Annotated in this window: 25 protein-coding genes and 2 pseudogenes; 9 read left to right on the top strand and 18 right to left on the bottom strand. The window is 66.3% G+C overall.

The features are described 5' to 3' along the window. Positions 1-41 precede the first annotated feature (41 nt). Positions 42-131, top strand: a pseudogene (locus A5652_RS29200) (SAM-dependent methyltransferase); the annotation flags it as partial. 41 nt (positions 132-172) lie between these two features. Here the strand turns inward: A5652_RS29200 and A5652_RS16285 are convergent. Both A5652_RS16285 and A5652_RS16280 read right to left on the bottom strand, forming a co-directional pair. Beyond that, positions 173-382, bottom strand: a pseudogene (locus tag A5652_RS16285) (class I SAM-dependent methyltransferase); the annotation flags it as partial. Next, complete coding sequence (locus tag A5652_RS16280) at positions 376-1,626, bottom strand: glycosyltransferase family 4 protein (RefSeq protein WP_067353337.1); 1,251 nt, start codon at positions 1,624-1,626, stop codon at positions 376-378. The gene A5652_RS16280 and the pseudogene A5652_RS16285, both read right to left, overlap by 7 nt. Positions 1,627-1,948: 322 nt before the next feature. On the opposite strand from A5652_RS16280, the gene A5652_RS16275 reads away from it, so the two are divergent. Then, positions 1,949-2,767 (top strand): DUF1906 domain-containing protein, encoded by an 819-nt coding sequence (locus A5652_RS16275; RefSeq protein ID WP_067353334.1) that lies wholly within the window; start codon positions 1,949-1,951, stop codon positions 2,765-2,767. 71 nt (positions 2,768-2,838) lie between these two features. Here A5652_RS16275 and katG read toward each other — a convergent pair whose 3' ends face one another. The 3 genes from katG to A5652_RS16260 form a co-directional block, all read right to left on the bottom strand. Further along, positions 2,839-5,079 carry a catalase/peroxidase HPI gene (gene katG, locus A5652_RS16270; protein ID WP_067353330.1) on the bottom strand — a complete coding sequence of 747 codons (2,241 nt, stop codon included), beginning with the start codon at positions 5,077-5,079 and terminating at the stop codon, positions 2,839-2,841. Between the two features lie 50 nt (positions 5,080-5,129). Next, a complete protein-coding gene (locus A5652_RS16265; protein WP_156745379.1) occupies positions 5,130-5,570 on the bottom strand; it encodes a Fur family transcriptional regulator in 441 nt (146 codons plus the stop codon). 95 nt (positions 5,571-5,665) lie between these two features. Beyond that, entirely contained in the window at positions 5,666-6,952 is a 1,287-nt protein-coding gene (locus tag A5652_RS16260; RefSeq protein WP_067353325.1) for an Ig-like domain-containing protein, read from the bottom strand. Positions 6,953-7,120: 168 nt separating this feature from the next. On the opposite strand from A5652_RS16260, the gene A5652_RS16255 reads away from it, so the two are divergent. Together A5652_RS16255 and A5652_RS16250 are read left to right on the top strand one after the other, a co-directional pair. Next, on the top strand, positions 7,121-7,942 hold the full coding sequence (locus tag A5652_RS16255) for a hypothetical protein (RefSeq protein WP_067353322.1): 822 nt from the start codon (positions 7,121-7,123) through the stop codon (positions 7,940-7,942). 62 nt (positions 7,943-8,004) lie between these two features. Continuing rightward, a complete protein-coding gene (locus A5652_RS16250; protein ID WP_067353347.1) occupies positions 8,005-9,495 on the top strand; it encodes an FAD-dependent oxidoreductase in 1,491 nt (496 codons plus the stop codon). 9 nt (positions 9,496-9,504) lie between these two features. Here the strand turns inward: A5652_RS16250 and A5652_RS16245 are convergent, their stop codons facing one another. Together A5652_RS16245 and A5652_RS16240 are read right to left on the bottom strand one after the other, a co-directional pair. Then, positions 9,505-10,548, bottom strand: a complete 1,044-nt coding sequence (locus tag A5652_RS16245) for a bifunctional 2-polyprenyl-6-hydroxyphenol methylase/3-demethylubiquinol 3-O-methyltransferase UbiG (protein ID WP_067353318.1) — start codon at positions 10,546-10,548, stop codon at positions 9,505-9,507. Positions 10,549-10,617: 69 nt separating this feature from the next. Then, positions 10,618-11,808, bottom strand: a complete 1,191-nt coding sequence (locus A5652_RS16240) for a glycosyltransferase (RefSeq protein WP_067353315.1) — start codon at positions 11,806-11,808, stop codon at positions 10,618-10,620. 467 nt (positions 11,809-12,275) lie between these two features. On the opposite strand from A5652_RS16240, the gene A5652_RS16235 reads away from it, so the two are divergent. Both A5652_RS16235 and A5652_RS16230 read left to right on the top strand, forming a co-directional pair. Then, positions 12,276-13,664 carry a PPE domain-containing protein gene (locus A5652_RS16235; protein ID WP_067353312.1) on the top strand — a complete coding sequence of 463 codons (1,389 nt, stop codon included), beginning with the start codon at positions 12,276-12,278 and terminating at the stop codon, positions 13,662-13,664. A gap of 69 nt (positions 13,665-13,733) precedes the next feature. Continuing rightward, the gene (locus tag A5652_RS16230) at positions 13,734-14,576 is read left to right on the top strand and encodes an MOSC domain-containing protein (protein WP_067353308.1); all 843 of its coding nucleotides are present in this window, start codon (positions 13,734-13,736) and stop codon (positions 14,574-14,576) included. 31 nt (positions 14,577-14,607) lie between these two features. Here the strand turns inward: A5652_RS16230 and A5652_RS16225 are convergent, their stop codons facing one another. The 7 genes from A5652_RS16225 to A5652_RS16200 all read right to left on the bottom strand — a co-directional run bounded on the left by A5652_RS16225 (position 14,608) and on the right by A5652_RS16200 (position 18,232). After that, entirely contained in the window at positions 14,608-14,859 is a 252-nt protein-coding gene (locus tag A5652_RS16225; RefSeq protein ID WP_067353304.1) for a hypothetical protein, read from the bottom strand. Further along, positions 14,856-15,071, bottom strand: a complete 216-nt coding sequence (locus A5652_RS16220) for a DUF3072 domain-containing protein (protein WP_067353300.1) — start codon at positions 15,069-15,071, stop codon at positions 14,856-14,858. Before A5652_RS16220 ends, A5652_RS16225 begins: the two co-directional genes overlap by 4 nt. A gap of 58 nt (positions 15,072-15,129) precedes the next feature. Then, positions 15,130-15,378 (bottom strand): DUF6480 family protein, encoded by a 249-nt coding sequence (locus A5652_RS26880; RefSeq protein ID WP_082983937.1) that lies wholly within the window; start codon positions 15,376-15,378, stop codon positions 15,130-15,132. Beyond that, positions 15,353-16,588 (bottom strand): zinc-dependent alcohol dehydrogenase, encoded by a 1,236-nt coding sequence (locus A5652_RS16215; RefSeq protein WP_067353297.1) that lies wholly within the window; start codon positions 16,586-16,588, stop codon positions 15,353-15,355. Before A5652_RS16215 ends, A5652_RS26880 begins: the two co-directional genes overlap by 26 nt. 14 nt (positions 16,589-16,602) lie before the next feature. After that, complete coding sequence (locus A5652_RS16210; RefSeq protein WP_067353294.1) at positions 16,603-17,091, bottom strand: hypothetical protein; 489 nt, start codon at positions 17,089-17,091, stop codon at positions 16,603-16,605. Positions 17,092-17,293: 202 nt separating this feature from the next. Further along, the gene (locus A5652_RS16205; protein WP_067353291.1) at positions 17,294-17,548 is read right to left on the bottom strand and encodes a hypothetical protein; all 255 of its coding nucleotides are present in this window, start codon (positions 17,546-17,548) and stop codon (positions 17,294-17,296) included. A 135-nt stretch (positions 17,549-17,683) separates the two neighbouring features. After that, entirely contained in the window at positions 17,684-18,232 is a 549-nt protein-coding gene (locus tag A5652_RS16200) for a thioredoxin family protein (RefSeq protein WP_067353289.1), read from the bottom strand. 213 nt (positions 18,233-18,445) lie between these two features. Between A5652_RS16200 and A5652_RS16195 the strand changes: the two genes are divergently transcribed. Both A5652_RS16195 and A5652_RS16190 read left to right on the top strand, forming a co-directional pair. Further along, positions 18,446-19,003: a CsbD family protein gene (locus tag A5652_RS16195; RefSeq protein WP_067353345.1), complete on the top strand. Its 558-nt coding sequence runs from the start codon at positions 18,446-18,448 to the stop codon at positions 19,001-19,003. A gap of 28 nt (positions 19,004-19,031) precedes the next feature. Then, positions 19,032-19,706 carry an IF2 family translation initiation factor gene (locus tag A5652_RS16190; protein WP_067353286.1) on the top strand — a complete coding sequence of 225 codons (675 nt, stop codon included), beginning with the start codon at positions 19,032-19,034 and terminating at the stop codon, positions 19,704-19,706. Positions 19,707-19,711: 5 nt separating this feature from the next. Here A5652_RS16190 and A5652_RS16185 read toward each other — a convergent pair whose 3' ends face one another. Then, a complete protein-coding gene (locus A5652_RS16185) occupies positions 19,712-20,374 on the bottom strand; it encodes a cutinase family protein (protein ID WP_067353283.1) in 663 nt (220 codons plus the stop codon). Between the two features lie 104 nt (positions 20,375-20,478). After that, positions 20,479-20,895 carry a DUF3253 domain-containing protein gene (locus A5652_RS16180; protein ID WP_232001214.1) on the bottom strand — a complete coding sequence of 139 codons (417 nt, stop codon included), beginning with the start codon at positions 20,893-20,895 and terminating at the stop codon, positions 20,479-20,481. Positions 20,896-20,932: 37 nt separating this feature from the next. On the opposite strand from A5652_RS16180, the gene A5652_RS28645 reads away from it, so the two are divergent. Beyond that, positions 20,933-21,256 carry a hypothetical protein gene (locus tag A5652_RS28645; protein WP_232001213.1) on the top strand — a complete coding sequence of 108 codons (324 nt, stop codon included), beginning with the start codon at positions 20,933-20,935 and terminating at the stop codon, positions 21,254-21,256. A 174-nt stretch (positions 21,257-21,430) separates the two neighbouring features. Here the strand turns inward: A5652_RS28645 and A5652_RS16170 are convergent, their stop codons facing one another. Further along, positions 21,431-22,204 (bottom strand): enoyl-CoA hydratase/isomerase family protein, encoded by a 774-nt coding sequence (locus A5652_RS16170; protein WP_067353277.1) that lies wholly within the window; start codon positions 22,202-22,204, stop codon positions 21,431-21,433. A gap of 59 nt (positions 22,205-22,263) precedes the next feature. After that, positions 22,264-23,187, bottom strand: a 924-nt coding sequence (locus A5652_RS16165) for a YhjD/YihY/BrkB family envelope integrity protein (RefSeq protein WP_156745378.1), incomplete at its 5' end; no start/stop codon positions are given.

Genomic DNA, 23,187 nt, shown 5'->3' with positions numbered 1-23,187 from the left:
ACGAGGCCGAATTGCGCTCAGTGGACACCATCTTGCGCGCGATGGCCGAAACCGGTGAGGCACCAGCCGCCGCGTCGGCGAGGGTGGTCGTGGGTGACGCGCTGAAGTTGCCCTACGCCGACCAGACGTTCGACTGCGTCATCGCGTCGGAGATCCTGGAGCACATTCCCCAGGACGACGCGGCGGCTGGTGCCTCACCGGTTTCGGCCATCGCGCGCAAGATGGTGTCCACTGAGCGCAATTCGGCCTCGTCGTGGTCGAAGGCGACGACGTCGGCGCCACGCCGATACGCTTCGAACGCATGCCGGCCGGCACCGCATCCGACATCGATGACCTTGGTCGACGGCCCGATCCCGAGCCGGTCGAAATCCACGGTCAGCATGGCGCTCCGCTCTGCGCGTTGCGTGCGATCGCGCGCTCGTAGACCCGCACGGTCTGAGCGGCCACGGCTTCCCAGCTGAAGACGTTGACGGCACGGGTGCGGCCCGCCTTGCCGAGGCTGCGGCGCTTTTCCGGAGAGTCCAGGAGTTCACCGAGCGCGCCGGTCAGCGCATCCACGTCGGCGGGCGGCACCAGCTCCGCGCAAGCACCGTCCGTCCCAAGGACTTCCGGCAGCGCGCCGACCCGGCTGGCGACGATCGGGGTGCCGCTGGCCATGGCTTCCACCGCGGGCAGCGAAAACCCTTCGTAAAGCGACGGAATGCAGGCGACCTCCGCGGACGCGAACAGGGCGGCCAGCTCGGCGTCGGACAGCCCGCTGGTGATGTGCACGATGTCGGAGATCCCGAGTTCGGCGATGAGTTTGTGGGTCGGACCATTCGGCTCCACCTTGGCGACCAACCGCAACTCGAGGTCCCGGACGGTGCGCAGTCGGGCGACCGCTTGCAGCAGGGTGCGGACGCCCTTCAGCGGGGTATCCGCGCTGGCGATCGCGATGATGCGCCCCGGCTCGCGAGGACCGGATCCCGGTTTGAACAGCTCGGTGTTGACCCCCAGCGGCACGACATGAAGTTGCTCCGGTTCGACGCCGAAGTCGGCGATGATGTCCGATGCCGACGACGATGAGACCGTCAACAGGTCGGGGATGTGCCGGGCGACCTCTTGCTGCATGTCCAAGAACCCATACCAGCGCCGCACCAACGGCTTTCGCCACCATCGCGCGGCGGCCAGGTCCAGCACCCGATCGCGGGTGATCGGGTGGTGCACGGTGGCGACGACGGGGAGTCCCGCCTCGGCGATGCTGAGCAGTCCGGTGCCCAGGCTCTGGTTGTCGTGAACGACGTCGAAATCCGTTGTCCGCTGGGCAAGTAACCGCGCCGCTCGCATCGTGAACGTCCGCGGTTCGGGAAAGCCCGCGCTCCACGTGGTGAGCAGTTCCAGGAGGTCGATGGAGTCTCGAATCTCGCTCGGCCGCGGCACCCGGAAAGGGTCCGGTTCCCGATACAGGTCAAGGCTGGGCACCTCGGTGAGTCGGACCCGCGGATCGAGCAGGTCGGGATACGGCTGTCCAGAAAACACCTCAACGTCGTGACCGAGTTCGACCAGGCCGTGGCTGAGATGGCGCACGTAGACACCCTGTCCGCCGCAATGGGTCTTACTACGGTAGGACAGCAGGGCAATTCGCATACTCAACTCTTCTTTGCTGGAAAATGACCGCGGAATGGCGCCGAATACATCGCGGTCAACGGGCTCCCGAACTCCGTGACAGCAAATTGGACATGTGTCCAGACTATAGTTCGATCACCTAATCGAGCGCAACGAGCCGGAAATAGGCCGTCCCGCGCGCGAGCGACCCCCGGGATGTCCGACACGCAAAGATCATGCCACTGGTCAGTGGCCGCCATCTGTCCGGCCGGTCGATTTCGACTGCGCGGCGCCTACGAATTGATCGGCGCTGACCGGCGAAGATCGGCCGAAAGAAGCACCGGGCTTTTGCTACCATCGCGCGGTGCGGGATTCGGCCGGACGGGATGAGCGCGGCGATCGACGATCGCCTTCGCGGCGCGAGGTCCTGAAATACGCCGGCACCTATGCCCTGACCCCGGCCCTGCTGGGCCTGGCCGCGCTGGTGCCGGGCCCCGGTGCACCGAAGGCGTCAGCCGCCGGCATGAGACTGATCGATTTCGCCGAGCGCAGGATCGCCCCCGACGAGATCAAGTCGGCAGGCTACGACGGCGTGGTGAATTACGTATCGCTGTCGCGGCCTGGCGCCAACTTCGAGGCCAAACCGCTGACAAAGGACTACGCGGACGCGCTGCGCGCGGCGGGCCTGCATATCGTCAGCAACTTCCAGTACGGCAAGCCGGGCTGGCCGGACCCGTCGGATCTCACACGGGGGTACGACGGCGGCGTGGCCGATGCCCATAGCGCAATGCAGTTGCACTCCGCGGCGGGAGGCCCGAACTCGGCGCCCATCTTTTTCAGCGTCGACGACGCCATCGACGCCAATACTTGGAATACGCTTGCGGTGCAATGGTTTCGAGGGATCAACTCGGTGTTGGGCGTGGGCCGCACCGGCATCTACGGGGATGCCCAGGTGTGCGGGTGGGCGATCAGAGACGGCGTCATCGGGCCGTCCACCAGCGCCGGACACCAGTGGGCATGGCAGACGAGATCCTGGTCGCACGGCGATCGCGAACCCGCAGCGGTGCTCTACCAAACGGTCGTCAACAGCCCGGGGAATCCGGGCCCGCTGCTGGGCGGCATCAATGTCGATGTCGACGATGTCCTCGCCGCCGATTTCGGGCAGTGGGATCTCGCCCGTTGACCGAGACGTGAAAGAACGGCACCCCGCGAGCGGATGGCTCGCGGGGTGCCGCTTCTCATCGATGACCGGTTTTAGTTGAGGTCGAACCTGTCGTTGTTCATGACCTTGACCCACGCCGCGACGAAGTCCTCCACGAACTTGCCGTGGGCGTCGTCCTGGGCGTAAACCTCGGCCAATCCGCGCAGCACCGAATTCGACCCGAACATAAGGTCATTCGCCGTCGCAGTCCACTTGACCCCGCCCGACGCACGGTCGCGGCCCTCGTAGACGTTCTCGGCCGTCTCCGACGCCTTCCACTCGGTACCCATGTCGAGCAGGTTGACGAAGAAGTCATTGGTCAGCGCGCCGGGCCTGTCAGTGAACACGCCGTGCTTGCTGCCGCCGTGGTTGGCGCTGAGGGCACGCAAACCGCCGATCAGCACCGTCATCTCCGGAGCCGTCACGCCCAGCAAGTAAGCCCGCTCCTGCATCAGCTGCTCAAGCGGTGCTTTTTCGCCCGCCCGGATGTAGTTGCGGAACCCGTCGGCGCGTGGTTCGAGCACCGAGAACGACTCCACGTCGGTGTTCTCCTGCGAGGCGTCGGTGCGTCCCGGCGCGAAGTGCACCGAGATCTCGTAGCCGGCGTCCTTGGCCGCTTTTTCGATCGCCGCGGAACCGGCCAGCACGATGAGGTCGGCCAGTGAGACCTTCTTACCACCGGAGGCCGAGGCATTGAAGTCCTGCTGGATCTTTTCCAGCGCGGGCAACACCTTATCCAGCTCGGAGGGCTCGTTGACCTCCCAGCTGCGCTGCGGCTCCAGGCGCAGCCGCGCACCGTTCGCTCCGCCGCGCTTGTCCGTACGACGGTAGCTCGACGCCGCCGACCAGGCAGTCTTGACCAGCTGCGGAACCGACAGACCCGACCCGAGCACTTTGCTCTTCAGCGCGGCCACGTCGTTCTCGTCGACCAGCTCGTGGTCGACGGCCGGTACCGGGTCCTGCCACAGCTGCGGCTCGGCTACCCACGGCCCAAGGTAACGGGTGATGGGTCCCATGTCGCGATGCAGCAGTTTGTACCAGGCCTTCGCGAAGGCATCGGCCAGCTCTTCGGGGTGATCCAGCCAGCGGCGGGTGATGTCGCGGTAGATCGGCGACTCACGCAACGCAATGTCGGTCACGAGCATGGTCGGTGCCCGGCCCGGGCCGCCGAACGGGTCGGGAATGGTACCCGCGCCGGCGCCGTCCTTGGCCACGAACTGCCAGGCCCCGGCCGGGCTCTTCGTGAGCTCCCATTCGTAGCCGTACAGCGTCTCCAGGAAGGTGTTGTCCCACTTCGTCGGCGTGGGCGTCCAGACCACCTCGAGGCCGCTGGTGATGGCGTCCTTGCCCGTCCCAGTGCCATAGGAGCTCTTCCAGCCCAGTCCCTGCTGTTCGATCGGGGCGCCTTCCGGCTCCGGACCGACCAGATCGGCGTCGCCCGCGCCGTGGGTCTTGCCGAAGCTGTGGCCACCGACGATCAGGGCGGCCGTCTCCTCGTCGTTCATGGCCATCCGGCCGAACGTCTCCCGGATGTCGATCGCCGCCGCTACCGGATCCGGCTTGCCCTCGGGGCCTTCGGGGTTGACGTAGATCAGACCCATGGTGGTCGCGCCGTAGGGCTGAGCCAGCTCGCGGTCACCGGAGTAACGCTTGTCGGTACCCAGCCAGGTGTCCTCCTCACCCCACAGGATCTCTTCTGGTGCCCAGACATCTTCGCGGCCGAAGCCGAACCCAAACGTCTTGAATCCCATCGATTCGAGGGCGCAGTTGCCGGCGAAGATGATCAGGTCGGCCCAGGAGATCTTGTTGCCGTACTTCTTTTTGACCGGCCACAGCAACCGGCGGGCCTTGTCCAGGCTGGCGTTGTCCGGCCAGCTGTTGAGCGGGGCGAAGCGCTGCATGCCCTGCCCGCCGCCGCCGCGGCCGTCGAAGATGCGATAGGTGCCCGCGGCGTGCCAGCTCATTCGGATGAACAGGCCGCCGTAATGGCCGTAGTCGGCGGGCCACCAGTCCTGCGAGGTGGTCATCACCGAGATGACGTCGGCCTTAAGCGCCTCGACGTCGAGCTTGGCGAACTCCGCGGAGTAGTCGAAGTCTTGGCCGAACGGGCTCGCCTGAGGGTTGTTTGGGTGCAGCGTCGACACGTCGAGCTGATCGGGCCACCAGTCCCGGTTAGTTAGCGGCGCATGCGATTTCGGTTTCGGGGAGGGGATAGCCGGGTTTTCGCTTTCGCTGGTGCTAGCCGTGTTGCTGTCGTCGTGCGGCGGGCGACCTTGGGAGATATCAGATGACACAGCATTCCTTTCGAGGGTGGGTGAATCCGGCTGCGATCACGGGCTGTGATCTAAGAACTTGTCGTCGAGCAATCGGCGCACAGGCCCCAGTAGATGACTTCGGCCTCGTCGAGTACGAAGCCATCAAGAACGTCGTCGTCGTCCGAGGGTGTGAGGCACGGAGCGTCACCGACGGCACAGTCGACGTCGGCGATGATCCCGCAGGACCGGCAGACGACGTGGTGATGGTTGTCGCCGACGCGCGATTCGTAGCGCGCCACCATGCCCAGGGGCTGGATGCGCCGAACCAGGCCCGCGGTGGTCAGCGCATTGAGCACGTCATAGACGGCTTGGCGCGAGACATCGGGAAGGCCAACTCTGACCGCGGAGAATATCGTCTCGGTGTCGGCGTGCGGATTGGCGTCGACGACTTCCATCACGGCAACCCGAGGCCGGGTCACCCGCAGATCGGCCATCCGCAACCTGTCCGCGTAATCGGCCGTCGATGACACGCCACCAATATGACGCCTTATCTGGAACGAGTCAAGACTTTATTGTGAAGTGGGGCACAACTGTGCGTTGACCGATGAACTGGATCACGCAGACCTCAGGTGGGCTTCAACGCGCTGCCTTTGCGCCACTGGTCCCAGCTGATCGTCCAATCACCGTTCTGCGCCAACGTCAGCGGCGGTCCGCCGCTGTTGCGGACCTCCACCACGTCGCCGGGTACCGAAAAGTCGAAGAACCATTTGGCGTTGTCGGCATTGAGGTTCAGGCAGCCGTGCGACGTGTCGCGGTGTCCCTGGGCCCATACCGTCGCGTCGAGCTCGTGCAGATATATGCCGTCGCTGCTGATCTTGGTGGCCCAGTTGATGGTCTCGCGATATCCGAGCCTGGAATTTTTGGGCAGCCCGAAGGTCGAGGAGTCCATGATGACGGGGTTGCCCTTGTCCAGGACGGTGTAGATCCCGGAGGGGGTCCATAGCGAGATGGTTTTCCCGCCGACGTTTTCGGTGCCGCCCATTCCCATGGACGTGGGCATCGTGCGCTGCAGGATTCCGTTGCTGAAGACGCTGACCTGGTGGGTGGCGTCATCGGCGATCGATACGTGCGCATCGCCGACGCGGAAGGACACCTTGGTATCGTCTTGCCCGAATAGGCCCTCGCCCAGGGCTATTCCGTAGATCTTCGCCTCGGCGGTGACGGTCGTGCCCGGCGCGTAGTAGCGCTCGGGCCGCCAGTGCGCGTTCTGGTCGTCGACCCAATACCAGGAACCCTCCACTTTCGGGTCGGTGGTCACCGACAGCTGTCGCTCGGCGGTGGCACGATCGGCGATCTTCTCGTCGAAGTGCGCCACGATCACCGTTCCGACGCCGTAGGTGCCACCGTCGCGCAACGCGGCTTCCGACGTGGTGGTGAACGACACCTTGGTCTGGTTGGACGGCTTCAGCGTGGAGAACGACGAAACCTGCTTGGCCGCAACACCGCTGACGCCGCTGCTGGTGACCGTCAGCGTGTAGGTGCGCCCGTAGCCCAGTGGGACCGTGGGCTTCCACACGGTGTTGTCCGGGGTCATGACACCCTCGACCGGTTTGCCGCTCTCGTTGACCATGTCGACGCCGGTCAGCGTCCCGTTGTCGGCTTTGACCGTGACCGGGGCGACGGGGTCGACGTCATGGGCGTCGGGACCGGGGGTGATCGTTATTCGAGCCGGCTCAGCGGCTTTCGCGGGGGCGCTGTGCTGACCACACCCACGACCTGGGCAATGCGAAGTCGTTGCAACGTATATCAGGCCCACCGCGGCGAGGATCACGCACACCGCGAGCAGGACTTTGCGTGGGCGGCTAATCCGGAGGATCCGGCCGACGAGCTGATCGCTGTTCTTGGACATCATCAAGCTGCCGAATCCCTGCTTCCTGTCACGCGCTCGGGGCACGCTTCTGCCCGGCGAAGTCGAATGTTGTAGATGAGATATCCCGCGACGTGCGGTTTCTAAACCGAGGGGAGCTTCGGCTTGGGCACTGGTATTCGCCACCGGTCGCCCGCGAGCGATCATGGCTACATGGCCGATGAGGAACTCGACAGCCTCTATGAGGTGACGCCGAAGGAGTTCACCGCGGAACGCGCCAGATTGGCCGCCGCGGCCAGGGAGCGCGGCGATGACGCGGCCGCCAAACGAATTTCCGCAACCAACAAGCCGACGACGGCGGCGTGGATCATCAACCGGTTGGCACTCCGGCACGCCGACACCCGGGAGCGGCTGGCCGATCTCGGTAAGCGATTGCGCGCCGCCCACGAGTCGATGGACGGCGGGCGCATCCGAGAGCTGTCCGGCGAGCAACACAAGCTCATCGACGAACTCACCCGCAAAGCGCTGCAGGCGGCCGACCTGACGCAACCGTCGGCGACCGTGCGCGAAGACCTGACCAGCACGCTGCAAGCGGCCATCGCCGACCCACGGATCAGCGAACGGCTCGGCAGGCTGACCCGGCCGGAGCAGTGGTCGGGTTTCGGCGCCTTCGGCGATGCGGCGCCGGAAGCGGTGGACGCTTCCAGCGAACCGGCGCGGCGGCAGAGCACTTCGGTGCGGAAGCGGCCCGCGAAGCAGTCCGCGGACGACAACGCACAGCAGCGACGCCACGACAAACTGAGCGCGGCCCTTGCCACCGCCGAGCGCGCCAAGGCCGAGGCCGACGACGTCATGGCCGAGCGACAAGCCCAACGGGACGCCGCCCAACAGCGCCGTGATGCCGCGGTACGGGCGCTGCGGGCGGCCGAGCAGGAGCTCAAGGGTGCCGAAAAGGACTATGCGAAGGCCGAGCAAGCCCGTCGAGCCGCCGCGAAAGAGGTGACGGAAGCAAAGCGCCGGTTGAAGCGGGTGTGAATTCGGCGCGGCGTTTCCCCGCGCCGGGCTGGGGTATCAGCAAAGCCGTGACTTCTTTGTGGATGACCGAACGAACCGAACAACCTTGGGCTTCAAGCCAGCTTGACCAAGAGTCCGGGTCCGCCGACGTCATCGTCGTGGGCGCCGGCATTACCGGCCTGATGACAGCGGTCCTGCTGGCCCGCGCGGGCAAGGACGTGCTGGTGCTGGAGGCGCGCACGGTGGGGGCGTGCGCCACCGGCAACACCACCGCCAAGATCAGCCTGTTGCAGGGCAGTCAGCTCTCCAAGGTGCTGCCACGACACGGCCGCGACGTCGCGCGCGCGTACGTCGACGGTAATCGCGAAGGCCAGGACTGGGTGCTGGACCACTGCGAGGCGCATGGCGTTGCCGTGCAGCGCGAGGATGCCTACACCTACGCCCAGTCGGTGCGGGGCGTTCCGAGGGCGCGAGCCGAACTCGCGGCCTGTCAGGCTGTCGGCCTGCCGGCGGTGTGGGACGACGATGCCGACGTGCCGTTCGCATACCACGGCGGTGTGCGGCTGGCCGACCAGGCGCAGTTCGATCCGATGTCATTCCTCGACTCGTTGGTCGTCGAGCTGGTGGGTCGCGGTGGGCGGCTGGTCGAGCACACGCGAGCACGCCGGGTCTCCTGGCGCGGCAAGAAGGTGCGCGTGCATGTCAACGACGCCGCCCAGCAGGACGTTGAACTTCAGGCAGCCCAGCTGGTGCTCGCGACGGGCATCCCGATCCTGGATCGTGGCGGCTATTTCGCGCGGGTGAAGCCGAGCCGGTCCTACTGCCTGGCGTTCAAGGTTCCGGGCAACATCACCCGGCCGATGATGATCTCCACCGACTCGCCGACGCGTTCGGTGCGCTACGCGCCGGTCGCCGACGGGGAGCGGCTGATCGTGGGTGGGGCCGGCCACACCGTGGGCCGGGAGAAGAGCCCATCCGAGGCGCTGAACGAGCTGTCGACGTGGGCCCGCAAGCACTACCCGGGTGCCGTGCAGACCCATTTCTGGTCTGCGCAGGATTACACGCCCATCGACCATCTGCCCTATGTGGGACCCATCCTGCCGAACACCGAAACCATCTTTGTCGCAACGGGTTTCAACAAGTGGGGGATGACCAACGGTCCCGCCGCGGCGCTGGCGCTGTCGAGTCGCATCCTGGGTGGGCGGATGGATTGGGCCCGCGCGTTCGCCAGCTGGAGTCCGCACGAGCTGACGGGCGTGACGACGGCCCTGCAGGCCAACCTCGAGGTCGGTTTCAACCTGACGAAGGGCTGGATCACTCCAGCGATACGCACTCACCGCCGCAGCCCCGTCGACGGCGAAGGCGGGGTGGTGAGCGGCCCACCGTGGCGTCTGGAGGCCCGCTGCCGCGTCGACGGGACCGAGCACCGCGTCTCACCGGTGTGCCCGCACCTGGGCGGGATCGTGAACTGGAACGACGCCGACAACGCATGGGAGTGTCCGCTGCACGGGTCGCGGTTCGCGCCCGACGGCACCCTGCTGGAAGGGCCGGCCACTCGCGACCTCACCGCCTAGACCTGCGGTTCATCGCGCCTTTTGAAATACGAGCCAGCGCAACTCGATTGGGGAATCGTCGCGCTCGAGGTCGAACACATCGAGGCCGCCTGCCCAACCTTCGAACCAGCCCGTCGGCGGCCAGGCGTGCGACGGTAGCCGCGCCTTCTCGTACTCGTAGGCGGGGTCGTCGGCGATCGGCTCGAGGGGCAGGCCGGTCGCGGCGGCCGTCACCTCGTCGCGGGTAAAGATCATGCTGTTGCACTGCTGGCTCAGTTGCACCGCGGCGTCGTCGGGAACGTAGCCGTCGCGGGCCACGAAGGTGTTGAAAACCAAACGCCCGCCGGGCGCCAGGCAATCGGTGGCCAGGTCGAACACGCCGCGCAACTCGTGTGTCGTGCGGAAGTCGGACACCACCTCCGAGAGCACCATCAGCTGGTACTCCTCCCGTACCCCCTCCATCGCGGTGAAGACGTCACTCTGAATGACGTTCACGCGCAACGATTCCCCAGCGGCTTCGGAAACCATCACCTCGGCAAATTTCGCGGTCAGCTCGACCGCATCGACCGGATGTCCGCGGCGCGCCAGGGCCAGGGCGTTTCGCCCGGTTCCCGCGCCGACGTCCAGCACCCGATAGGTCGAAGGGTCATCCGCCTCGGCAGCCAGGGCCAGCACGCGCGCGTCCGGCTCGGCGCCGAACAGCGGCGGCGGGCGGATGGCCATCCACTGCTGGTAGTCGGCCTCGACGGTGCGCCAGTCGGCCTGGACGCGGAAATTCACGCCCTCGCCGAAGGGAGCCTGATACGAGATGAGGACATCGGAACGATGCGACGCCCTGAAGGCCTTCGCCAACTCCACTTCCAGCGCGGCCCGTAGGTGTGCGGACTGTTCGGGGGTGTACCAGACGCCCAGCGTGGCGCAGACGTTGCCGCACAACAGGACGTACTCGTCGATCAGGGCCGGCACCGCCGGCACCCTGATCTGGCCCTCGGCCGACAATCGACGATACAGCCGCCTGATCATCGCTTCGCGCAGCATCGAGGGATCGAACGACCTCTTCGGCGGATCCTGCACCAGAACCTTCTACACGACCGGCGGCCTTTGCACCACCGCTGCGACGAACGGGCGGTTCGCCTCGCCCGATCAAACCGGGCGCGCCGTGCGGGCAGCCTCTTCGAGGAGATCAGCGGCGCGGGCAACGCTTTCGGCGGGTTTGCTCATCTGCGCGGCGACCTCACGGGCGCGAGCGGCGCACTGCGGAGTGAGGACCGTGCGTAGGTCGGCGACCAGCGAGTCCAAAGTACTGTCCGAAAAAGCGCGTCCGGAACCGACTTTCATTTGATCGACGGCAGCCGCCCACATCGGCTGGTCCCATACCGTCCACAAGATGAGGGTGGGGACTCCGGCGCGCAGGCCCGCGGCAGTGGTGCCCGAGCCACCGTGATGGACCACGGCCTGGCACGCCGGGAAGACGGCCGCATAATTCATCGCGCGTACCACTTTGACGTGGTCGAACACCGGGACGTCGGCGAAGTCGTTTGCGCCGCTGCAAATCAACGCCCGCTCGCCCAACTGCCCGCAGGCCGCGCTGATCACCGCGACAGTCTCGGCGGGAGAGCTGACGGGCGTGCTGCCGAACCCGAAATAGATGGGTGGCGTCCCATCCGCTATCCAGGACAACACCTCGTCGTCGCTGTCCGTCGGCAACTCCAGCGTCAACGAACCGACAAAAGGCCGCTGGCCACCCGGTTCCAGCCATTCGGCGGCCGGCCCGGGCAGGCAAAGCTCGTCGTAAGTCTGGATTTCCAATACCTCGCTCGCTGGTCCCGCGGCCGATTCGGTTGCCTCGGGCAAGCCAAGCGCACGGCGTTGGACGGTTTCGGCATCCTTCGTTATGCCCGAATACAGGGCACTCGACGGCATGATCCGCGCCGGGAAAACGTGCAACGCGGCAAGCGGGATGCCGTGATGTTCGGCGACATTGGTGGCCAGCGCCTGATCGTTCATGTGCGCCACCAGCAGATCGGCACCCGTTGCCAACGACGTCAACGTCGCGCTTTTGTCCATCCAGATTCGCGTCACGCGTTCGACAACGTGCGACAGCCCGCCGACGCCGGATTGGAGCGAGCCGAGCAATTCCTGAGCCGCGTTCATCCCGCGTTGCGTATCCGGGCCGTACCCGACGGCAGCAAGCCCCGTCGACTCGACGAAGGCGGTCATGTCTGGCGGGACCGCCAGGCACACGTCGTGGCCTCTGTTCAGCAGCGCGCGGCCAACGGCAGCGCACGGTTCGACGTCGCCGCGGCCGCCGTAGGCGACCAGCACAATCTTCATCAGCGGACCTCACTCGCAGGGATCCCACAAATCCAAGCAGAACCGGCACGACAGGACTCGCTGGACCTCAGCTCACCGCGCTGACCTGGGCCTTTGCCCGCGCCACGGGCGTGAAACTCGGACCGGGGAAGGTGAGCAACGCGTTTTGCGTCCCGTTGAGAGGGGCTGAGGGTGATTTGCGCAATAAGCGCCTAACCCTTGCGAGTTTCCGCCGTCATGTGCAGGTAACCTATCGTTAACCCTCGGCAACAGTTTCGCTGTGATGGTTGGCGTGGGAGCACCTGCAAGCGCGTGAGACCGGTCCGCTAGCACTGGGGACGGCCTCATGTCGGCCGTTTCCGTTCGCGGCAATGGCAGCACCGGAGGGGAATGCGACTTGTTTGCTGCTCGGTTGGTTACCCCCCATACGACGCACACCGGGGCCGTCGCTGCCCCCGCGGCCCTGAAAGCGATCGGAGGAGAACGGCATGGACTTCGCGTGTCTACCGCCGGAGGTTAACTCCGCGCGGATGTACGCCGGTCCAGGGTCGGGACCGATGCTGGCCGCCGCGCTGGCCTGGGACGAATTGGCCGCCGCGTTGCAGTCGACCGCGACCTCGTACCAGGCCGAGATCACGGCCTTGACCTCCGGCCCATGGGTTGGCCCGTCGTCGGCGTCGATGGTCGCAGCCATCACCCCCTACTTGGCGTGGATTAGGACGACCGGCGCCCAGGCCGAGGAAACCGCCAACCAGGCCAGAGCCGCGGCCTTCGCGTACGAGACGGCGTTCGCCGAGACCGTGCCGCCCCCGGTGGTCACCGCCAACCGCACCCTGCTGGCGACGCTCGTCGCGACCAACGTCCTCGGGCAGAACACGCCGGCGATAGCCACCACCGAGGCCGAGTACGCCGAGATGTGGGCGCGTGACACCGCGGCCATGTTTGGCTACGCCGGTTCGACGGCCGCGGCGACACGGTTGACACCGTTCGCCCAGCCCGACGAGACCACCACCTCCGACGCCGGTCAATCCGAATCGGTGGCCCAGGCCACCGCGACCGCGGCCGGGAGCACGCGCAACACCGTGGCCCAGCAATCGCTCTCCGCGGTACCCAACCTGCTGACCAACGCGGCGGTGAGCCCGGCCGCCGCCGATCCGGGGGCGGTGGACGCGCTGGGCTTGGGAGCCGACCTCATCACATATTTCCTCGACGCACCGGCCGCCGTCGCAGGCCTCACTGTCGACTCGCCCTCGGCGGCGATCGCCCTTCCCTTCGATATCGCGGGCGCGCTGACCGGTTTCCACACCGATGACATTGTCAGTGGCTGGGCCGGGGTGCAGTCCTTCCCGGGGACGGGTGCGGTGCCGCCCTCGCCATTCCCGGTCATCACGAACCCGGCTGGCGGATTCGGATCCCTGATGTCGGCGGGGCTGGGCCAGGCGAACACCGTCGGTGGCCTGTCCGTTCCGCCTGGATGGGCGGCCGCCGCCCCGGCGATCCGCCCGGCCGCCTTGGTGCTGCCGGCCACCAGCGCCGGTGCCGGCGTCGAAGCCGCCGCGGCAGCGGCCGCGGCGGCTCCCAGTGGCTCCGGGAGTTTGTTCGGCGAGATGGCCGTGGCGAGCATGGCGGGGCGCGCGATGGCCGGCACTGGTGGCGCCCTGGGGCGCGAGCGGGCCCGAGCCGGCGAGATCGAGAAGGCGACCCGCGAGGCACCGAAGGAGCCGACGAAAGAGCCGGCAACTGGGCCGCAGGTTGCCGCGGGTGGGCCGATCACGAGCATCGCCGCCGAGCTGCGCGAACTGGCGTCGCTGCGAGACGCGGGGATCTTGACGCAGCAGGAATTCGAAGAGCAGAAAAAGCGCCTGCTGCCAAACTGATCGCGGCGTCCGACCCTGCGCGCTCGTCGGTGGGCACACTATGTAGGAACACTTCAGTGAAGGCGCCTCATGGACAACTCGATCGCCCCTGCTTCGGACGCCGTGCCCATGCGGGTGCAGACGTTGCTTCGCTACCCGGTGAAGTCGATGCTCGGCGAAACCGTCGAGCGCCTGCTGGTCGACGAGCGCGGCGCCGAGGGCGACCGGCGGCTCGCGCTCCTCGACGGTGAAACCGGGCACGTGGCCAGCGCCAAGAATCCCCGGCTATGGCGCGAACTCTTGACCTGTACCGCCCACGCTGGTGCCCAGGGCGTGCGGATCAGCATGCCCGACGGAACCGAAGTGGCCGCCGATGATCCCCGCGTCGACGAGCTGATCTCGCGGCTGACCGGTCGGCGGGTCAGTTTGGTCACTCAACGCCCCGAGGGGGCAACACTGGTGCGTCCCGATCCCGAGAAACTGCTGGAATTCGGTCTCGACGCCGAGGTGGACGGTCGCATTCTGCGGATCGCTGCTGCCACCCCGGGCGAGTCGTTCACCGACGAAGCACCATTGCACGCAATCACGACGGCCACCCTGGAGCACATCGGCGTGGAGGCGCTGCGGTACCGGCCGAATCTGGTGATCACAACACCGCCGGAGTGCCCGCCGTATGCCGAAAACGATTGGGTGGGCGGTGAACTCGTCATCGGGGAGACGCGGCTGCGCGTCCTCACCGCCACGTCGCGCTGCGTGGTTCCCACCCTCGAGCACGGGCCATTACCGCGCGCGCCGCAGGCCCTTCGAATACCGGCGGCCGAAAACCGGTTGAATACAGGCGGTCACGGCGCTCAACCGTGCGCGGGCGCCTACCTCGCGGTGGTCACCAAGGGCATCATCCATGTCGGTGACCAAGTCACCATCGGGCCCTGACCGCTTCCGCTGCAAACGCGTCGCAGTAGGGTCACCCGCCCAAGTTGCGCACCGCTGTGTCGAGCTCTTCTGCTTGCTCGGCCAACTCGCGGTCGGACAATTCCGCATGTCCGATTCGCTGCACCAATTCCTCGCGGGTCGCGACCTGCAGGGCGCCGAGGTATTCGTCCGAATCCAGGTCCGCCGGCGCGACCACCGCGGCGCGCCCCTCCAACACCACCAGGGCCGTGTCCGCGTCTGCGCTGTCGAGCAACCGTCGCACGTCCTCGGCACCGATGATCACGAGCCGCCCCGCCCGGTACGTTGTTGCAACTCATCGATCAGGCTGGAGGCTTGCGCCTTGGTGAGGTTCTCCGGGATCTCTTGGCCCGCTTCTTGCGCCAGCGTGTTCAGGTAGCTGCGCTGCGGGCCGGTCATGGGCTCGTCGCCCGTCACCCACTGCGACTGGTCCTTCTCCGGATTCTCCTGTGGCGCCTGCGCGGCATCGTCGACCATGCCTGTGGCTATGCCCACTACCGGGCCCCCGTAATCAAGGAGTGACGGTTTCGCCATGTCAGCCACCCACCCCGACAATCTTCATCACCAATAGCACCGCCACCGCGATGAACGCGACGGCGAAAATGCATACCGCGAGGACGGTGACGGCGGAACTGGGAGTGAACCGCCGGGTGTTGGGCGGTTGTGCCTCAGAAACACCGGAGGTTTGGGGCGACGCCGGGGGAGTAGCGCCCGGCGCGACACCCCCTCCTGGCTCCAGCCCAGGGGTTTGCGTCGGATCAGGATCGGGAGGTTGCGCGGTCATGGTTGGCACCGGCCTTTTCGTCGCGGACGACGGTGGAAGCATTCGGTCGCATCGCCACCCGGATGCAGTCGTCCTTCTTGTTCTTGAATAGGTCGTAGGCCCGCACTCCGTCCTCCAGCGACACATCGTGAGTGATCAACTTGGCGGGATCGAGATCGCCCTGCTCGACGTAATCGAAAAGCCGGGTTATGTAACGTTGTCCATGTTGCTGAGCCGTTTTCAGCGTCAACCCCTTGTTGGTCAATACGCCGGTCGGGAACTTGTCGGTCAAGCCGTACACCCCGAGCACCGACACCACCCCACCCTTGCGGCAAGCCAGAATGGCCTGTCGCAGCGCGCTAGCGCGATCGGTCTCCATTCGCAGCAGTTGTTTGGCCCGGTCGTAGAGTTGCTGCACGCCGGTGCCATGGCCCTCCATGCCGACCGCGTCGATGCACGAGTCGGGCCCTCGGCCGCCGGTCATCTCCCTGAGCGTCTCGTGCACGCTGTCGACCGACTCGTAGTCGATCGTTTCCAGGCCGAACTCATTGCGCGCCAACGCCAATCGCTCCGGTATGCGATCGACGACAATAGCCCGCTCGGCGCCCAGCAGCAGGGCGCTGCGGGCGGCCATCAAGCCAACGCCGCCGGCCCCCCAGACCGCAACCGTGTCGCCCCCGGCGATGTCGCAGAAATCCGCGCCCATGAAGCCGGTGGGTACCGCGTCGGATAAGAACAGCGCCTGCTCATCGGTGATATCGCCGGGTATCACGAAGCAATTCGCGTCGGCGAAGGGCACCCGAATGTATTGGGCATGCGAACCCGCGTAGCCACCGAACGGATGCGTGTAACCGTAGATACCACCAGACGGATATCCCAACAACGGCTGTTGCAGTTCGGCGTTGGGATTCGTTGTGTCGCAGCATGAATACAACTCATGATCGCAATACCAGCATCGGTCGCAGGCGATGAAAGACGGCACCACGACTCGGTCGCCCGCATGGATCTCCCGCACCTGCGGGCCGGTCTCCGCCACCACGCCCATGAATTCGTGGCCGAACACATCGCCGGCGCGCATGCCCGGCAGATACCCGTCGATGAAGTGCAAGTCCGAACCACAGGTGGTGGTGAGCCGCACTTCGACGATGACATCGTGCGGATTCAGGATCGTGGGGTCGTCGACGGTTTCCACGGACAAGTCATTGACGCCGTTCCAGCACAGTGCGCGCATGCTCGGCCTTTCGCTTATCGCGCGGATTTCCGCGCGCTCGGGTTGGACTGGATGGTCGGAACCTCGCCGGTCTGCATCAGGGCGCGTAACCGGTAGAGGATCTTGAAGGCCGCCGCGCCGGACAACAGGGTGGGCGCGGGCGTTTTGAGGCACAGGGTGACCTCGGTGCCGAGCTCGTGCGGAGCGGGCCGATAGTGGACGGCGATTTGGTTGCCGTTGCCGACGAAACGAACTCCGTCGCCCTCCGCAACCAAGGTGGAGTCCCAGGCCACGTCAGGTTCTGCGGATAGCCGCCAGCGATAGCGGTCTCGTCCGTCGGCGTCGACTTCCGCGATGTCACCGAGTACCACGGATAGCTGGTCGGGGTCGCGCCAGAACTGCTCAATTCGCTCGACAGGGCAAGCGATGGTGACCGTTTGTGCCTTGGCGTGACGCGGCGGCATGTCGATGATCTTGTTCACCGCTCTCAGCACTTGGTTCTTCGCGATCTTCACATAACTCACCGCGCGCTCCCTCCGTTGGGACATGGCGGTACCCGCCTACACGCCGCCCAAACGGCAGGTGCGGCAGGAGGTTCACAACGTCGTCCAGCGATCAGAGGTGCCAGCGCCCAGGTTTCCGGGATGCGTCTGAGGCGACGTACGCGCTGATCATCGAAAGGACTGCCGGCCAATGCCTTCCGGCCCAGCACGTACGACCGAGCCGCTAGTTCTCCGAGTTCGGTGTGGGACTCTGCGCAGACTCCCACTTCGCCTCGAGCGACCGTGTCACCCGGGTGCCGGCCGCCAGCTCGAGCTGAAAGGTCTCACCGCCGTTCGTCTCGAACGTGATGAGATACCCCGCGTCGCTGGGATTCTTGAACACGACTTTGTAGGGCTGTTCACCGGAGCCGCGGTCCACGGAGATGATGTCGCCTGGGGCGACGTCGTCGATCGGTTCGTTGCCGGAGACTTTGGACATACGGTCGACGTTAGCCGAGAGACGCGAAGACCGTCCGGCCGGCGCAGCAACCACCTCAAGGCTGCAGGACTGCCTTGATGGCGCGCCGCGGTTGTGGGCGTCCAAATATCCGGAATCGATGCTTTTAGCCGCGCTTCAACGCCATTTGATGCCGCACCCGATGGACGGGCGCTGTTCGGGATCGACCGGACGCCCGGCCAGTACCGCGTCGACGGCGGCGCGGACGTCCGCGGCCGTGACCGGTCGGCCGTTCTTGGGCCGGGAATCGTCGAGCTGGCCTCGGTAGACCAGTCGACGTTCGCCGTCGAAAACGAATGTGTCCGGCGTGCAGGCGGCCGAGTACGCGCGGGCGACCTCTTGGGTTTCGTCATAGAGATACGGGAAGGCCCAGCCGTGGCTGCGGGCCTCCGCGACCATCTGATCGGGCCCGTCCTGGGGGTAGGTAATCACGTCATTGCTCGAGATGCCCACCATCGCAACGCCTTGCTCAGCGAGATCACGGCCAAGAGCGGCGAGCCCGTCGGCGACGTGCTTCACGTACGGGCAGTGATTGCAGATGAACGTGACAACCAGGGCCGGCCCCGTCAGGTCGTCGCTATTGAGCGTGCGGCCGGTGGCCGGCTCGGGCAGGGCGAACGCCGGTGCGACAGTGCCGAGGGCGAGCATGCTGGACTCGATGGCCATGCCGGCCAGCGTATCGGCATATCGCGCGTTCGCGCGATGTACCGGCCCGCTGGGGCCAAATCCGTTGAATCGCTTCCTAATTCGATGCCGTTATCGCATCGCTGACGGCCGTCGGTCGGTGACCTGGCACACGCGAGTGTTTGATCGGCCCAGTTCGTGGAACCACACAGCAGACACGAACACACGTTTTTGGCCAACGCGTCAAGGAGAATGATGAGTGAGCAGAACAAGGCCGACGAAGCGCGTAGGGGCCTGATCGACTCGATCAAAGGCAAAGCCAAAGAGGTCGCCGGCGCCGTTACGGGCAACGAATCGCTGACCGCCGAGGGGCAACTCGAGCAGACCCAGGCGCACGAACGCAAGGAAGCCAACGCGGCGGAGGCCGTGGCAGAAGCCCAGGCCAAGCAAGCCCAAGAGGACGTGGCCCAAGTCAAGGTCGAGGGCGCCCAACAACGCCTGTCGGCGAACGCTCAGGCCGTGGCCGCTGAGAATTCGATCGAGGCGCAGGAGGCAGCCCAGAAGCGTGCCGCTGACCAGGCAGCGCATCAGCAGGCTACCGCGGCAAAGACCCAGGCGGAGGTCGATGCGGAGCGCGACATCCAATTGGCCAAGGCCGAAGAGCGCACAGAAATCCGCGAGGCGTCCGAGGAAATCGTCGACGCCGTCGCCGAGCACCAGACCTCCGTGCAGGTCGCGCGCAACGAACAGTCGGAGGCCGACCGACTGCGACGCCAGGCCCAGAACGTGACCGACGAAGCCGACCTGCCGTGACGGCGGCACCCACCTCGAGGAGAAGTTGATGAGAATTTTCGAAGTCCCGCTGGCAGTGCTGCGGTTTCACTATCAGCTCGCCCGATTCCCGTTGCAGTTGATCGAGGAGCAGGTCGTCAACCGCATCCCCACGGAAGCTCCGGCGCGGCTGCTGTACGAGCGCTCGCTTGGCTTGCTCGACACCACCGTGGGCAATGCGCTCGGCGACACGACGCTCGTCAAGCGGGGGGCGGCCCTGGTCGAACGCAGCGATGCGCTCGGCCGCGCAGCCCAACTCGACGCACAGGCCGCGACCAGGAAGGCACAGGCCGACGCCAAGCTCCGGAGCACCCGTGACGAGGCGATTCAGCAACGCGAGGAAGCGCAGGCGGCCACCCGCCAGGAAGTCAAAGAGGCACGTATCAGCGCCGAGCAGCGCAAACGCGAAGCGGCGCAATCAGCGCAGCAGCAGAGCGCCGCGGCGAAGCAGCGCGCCGGGGAGACCGCATCCCAGCGCAAACAGACGGTCGAGTCAGCCAAGCGTCAGGTGGAAGACAGGACTCAAGCCGCCGAGAAGGCCGCGGCGGAGGCTTCGGCATCCAAAATCGACGACGCCGAGGACAAGCTCGGCGAGGCCGCCGACAAGCGCGCCGAGGCGGATCGTGTGGCCGAGTTGGCGGCCGCCGAGAAGCGGCAACGGCAAGAGGAGCGAGCGAACGACTGACTCTGTCAGACGCGGGGCGCACCCTGGTTGACCTTGTCGGCCGCGAACGTCGCGGCCTGGGCGGTCATCCCGGCATCGATGTAGGAAACGTGCGCGATGATGTTGCCGCCACCCGAGCAGATCGGATCGTCGGGCGCACACACGCTGGTGACCTTGGAGCCATAAGCCGGGTTGATCGTCGGCAGCGGTTGACCGCCCCACAGCATGCTGGAGAACTGGCTGGTCGGCTCGCCGAAGAGGGCGACGGCGGCGACATGATTGGCCACCGAGGCCGGCATCGCGTTGGTGGCCAGGTCGATCACCGTCGAGCCCTGCGAGTAGCCGCCGAGCACGATCCGCGAATTCGGGCAACTGGCCACGACGTCCTGGATGTGCGCGCTCGCGTCGGCGGACCCGGCGTTGGCGCTGTTGTGGTAGTCGTCGTTGGCGGGATAGTTCACGGCGTAGACATCGACGGACTTGCCACCGAGCTGCGACGTCAGCGAATCGACGAACGCCTGTCCGATGTTGCCGAGACCGGGCTCCTGATGCGTGCCCCGGGCGAAAACCACCGACACGTCCGAGCACCCATCGGCGACGGCGGTGGGGATCTCGAAGGGTGCACTCAGCAGCGCCCACGTCGTCACAACCGGCATACCAACCCAGCGAGCAAATCTGCGTGCACTCATGCCGAGATCCTGTCATACCGTTGGCCGCGGCGGTTCCGGCGGTTGGCACACGGGCAAGGACAAGCGTTCCAACAGCCGAATGACGTTGCAGCACAAGCTGATCTCTAGGATCGGGCGCGTCGGATGCGAATGGCGCCGGACCATTCGCCGTCGGGCTCGACGACGTTGCCGCGTTGTGTGATCTCTACGTGGCCCGATCTGGCGAGCCGCCGCGCGGCCTCCCGCGCGTCGTCCATCAACTCGCGCCAATTGTCACCGCCCACCGCGCGGGCGGCGTCCGACGGGCAGATGCTGCTCCTCGGGCCGCGATGCTCGGCCAGCGCGCGGATCGCCGACTCGAGACGCTGTCTCATCGGCCCGTCGCCGAGGGCCATCTCGGCATGTTCGGCCCCTCGGCCACCGCCGCTTGAAACACGCCCCAATTCGGCACGCAATCGATCGCCCATCCCACCAGTCAAGGCCACGGCGCCGTCTGATCGCCACTTGGAACCGTGCCCGGCGCGCAGGCGTTGAACGAACATGCTGCCCACCCTCGAAAAGCCCACGCATCGGCACCGAGTGCCGGCTGATCTGGAGGATCGGCTGCTCGACATCAAGCGGATCTACCACGAGCCGGATATCGACCGGTTTCCCCGCGCGCGCCAGGCGCTGGACCGACTCCCCGGCGCCGAGCGCGTGCAGGTCGCATCCCACCAGGCGATACCGGGCCTGTACGGCAACGAGGGCAACGTCGAGGACTGGGTCCGCATCAAGCGGGAAGTGCTCGTGCTGGGTGAGAAGAAGAGCCTGTCGGCGCGACGCAACGAGAGGTCCAGCGATTGGATCGCGCCGTCGACGGCCAACGGCTGCGCGAATGAACCTGGGCTGGCACCCGAAAGGTGAGGAGTTGCTCTGGCGGCCCGATCTGCGACAACTCAAGCGCAGCCAGAGCGGGCAGTGGAACGTGCGCTACAGGAACCCGTGGAAGGGCCGCTGGGTGCAGGACCTGACCGATCTGCTCGCGGTCACGCTGCCAAGCTGCCGGCTGCGCTACCGTTCTGACGCACAGACCGGCCGTCACCGGCCGCGCCACTGCGGTTTGCGCTTCTCGGCCCAGGCCCGCAGCCCCTCGGCGACGTCTTCGGTCGCGCCGGCCACCTTGCGCATGGTCTCGCCGAAGCGCACGGATTCGATCCAGCCCATGTCGGCGGCTCGCCACGCCACTTCTTTGGTCGCCCGCTGGGCCAGTGGTGCGGCCTCGGTGAGGGCGCGCGCCCACGCTTGGGCTTCGGCCTGCAGTCGGTCGGGCTCGACCAGCCTCCAGACCAGACCGATTTCCTTGGCCCGTTCGGCACTCATGGGCTTTCCGGTCAGCAGCAACTCCATGGCGTTGGCCCAGCCCACCCGATGAGGTAGCCGGATGGCCCCGACGATGGTGGGCACCCCGATCGATACCTCGGGGAAGCAGAACGTGGCCTCGGTGCTGGCGATGACGAAGTCGCAGAACAGTACCCCGGTCACGCCGTAGCCGATGCACGGACCATGCACGGCGGCAATGGTCGGTTTGAACAATTCCATGCCTGATTCGAACGAGTTGATGGTCGGCTTCTCCCAGAAGGTGCCGCCGAAGGTGCCGACCGAGCCTTCGCCGTCCTTGAGGTCGCCGCCGGCACAGAAGACGCTGCCGTTGGCCGTGAGGATCCCGACCCACGCGTCCAGGTCGTCGCGGAAGCGATCCCAGGCGGCGTTGAGGTCTTGGCGAAGCGCGCCGTTGATGGCGTTGCGCGCCTCGGGGCGGTTCAGGGTGATGGTGGCAACGTGGTCTTGCAGCTCATAGGTGACCAGACTCATGACTGCAGACTATTGCGCCGGACCCATGCCCTCGCCGTAAGCCGGTGACAAACCCATTCTCATGGTGTGCGCGGTCGGTGAGAGTCGTGGAAAGCCTCTAGGCGCTCAACGGTTTTCGCAGGCATCCGCCTGATATCGTCGAACCGCACGCTGACCCGCTCGAAAGCTTTGACTCGCTCGGCTTTGACCTTCTTGGTGTACGTCCGGCGATCCGCCGACGTCAGATCCGCGTCGTCGCTGAATGCGCCGAGCAAGGCCCGCGGGTAGAGCCGCTCCACCAGGACGACGTTGATCTCGGCGCACATCACCAGCGCCACCGACGCCAGGAACAGAAACGCCAGCGCCCCCAACACCAGTGCAAACACGCTGTTGGTGGCGCTGGCCCGTTTCACTGTGTGCGCCACATAGCCGGCCCCGAACCACTGCAGCATCTGCCAAATGAACGCTGCGGCAAGAGCTCCGGGCAGTACCTGCCGGTATGTCAATGTGCGCGCCGTCGTCACCCGAAAGGCCACCAAACAGATCAGCGTGTTGATTGCCACCGCGGCGAGCACGAGGCCGATCTTGCTGAAGACGCCAAGTGCCCCGGTTGCGTGACCCGCCGCGGCCAAAACGGTGGCCGCGATGGCGGCCGAGCCGAGCACCAACAGCAGCAGCAGGCTGCGCACCCGGGATCGGATCGGGTTGGGGCGCTTGTGCTTCGGCACCGCCCACACCGTGTCCATCGCGTTCTGCAGCGCCTGTCCCACGCCCAGACCTCCGTAGAGCGCGCCGAGCAGGCCCACGATCACGCCCACCACTCCGCCGCTGAGGCCCTGGGGGTGGTTCTGGCCGGCCGGCCCGACCTGCAGGCACAGGTGCTGCACAGCACCCTTAGCCAGTTCCCGGTACTCGGCGACCAGCTGCACCACCCCCAGGGCCTCAGCGGCGGAGTGGTGGGCGTGATCGTGGGCCTGCTCGGCGCGCTCTACGGAGGTCTGGGC

Source organism: Mycobacterium sp. 1165178.9, assembly GCF_001673555.1.
Classification (GTDB): domain Bacteria; phylum Actinomycetota; class Actinomycetes; order Mycobacteriales; family Mycobacteriaceae; genus Mycobacterium.
This window is presented reverse-complemented; position numbering and strand designations above follow the sequence as displayed.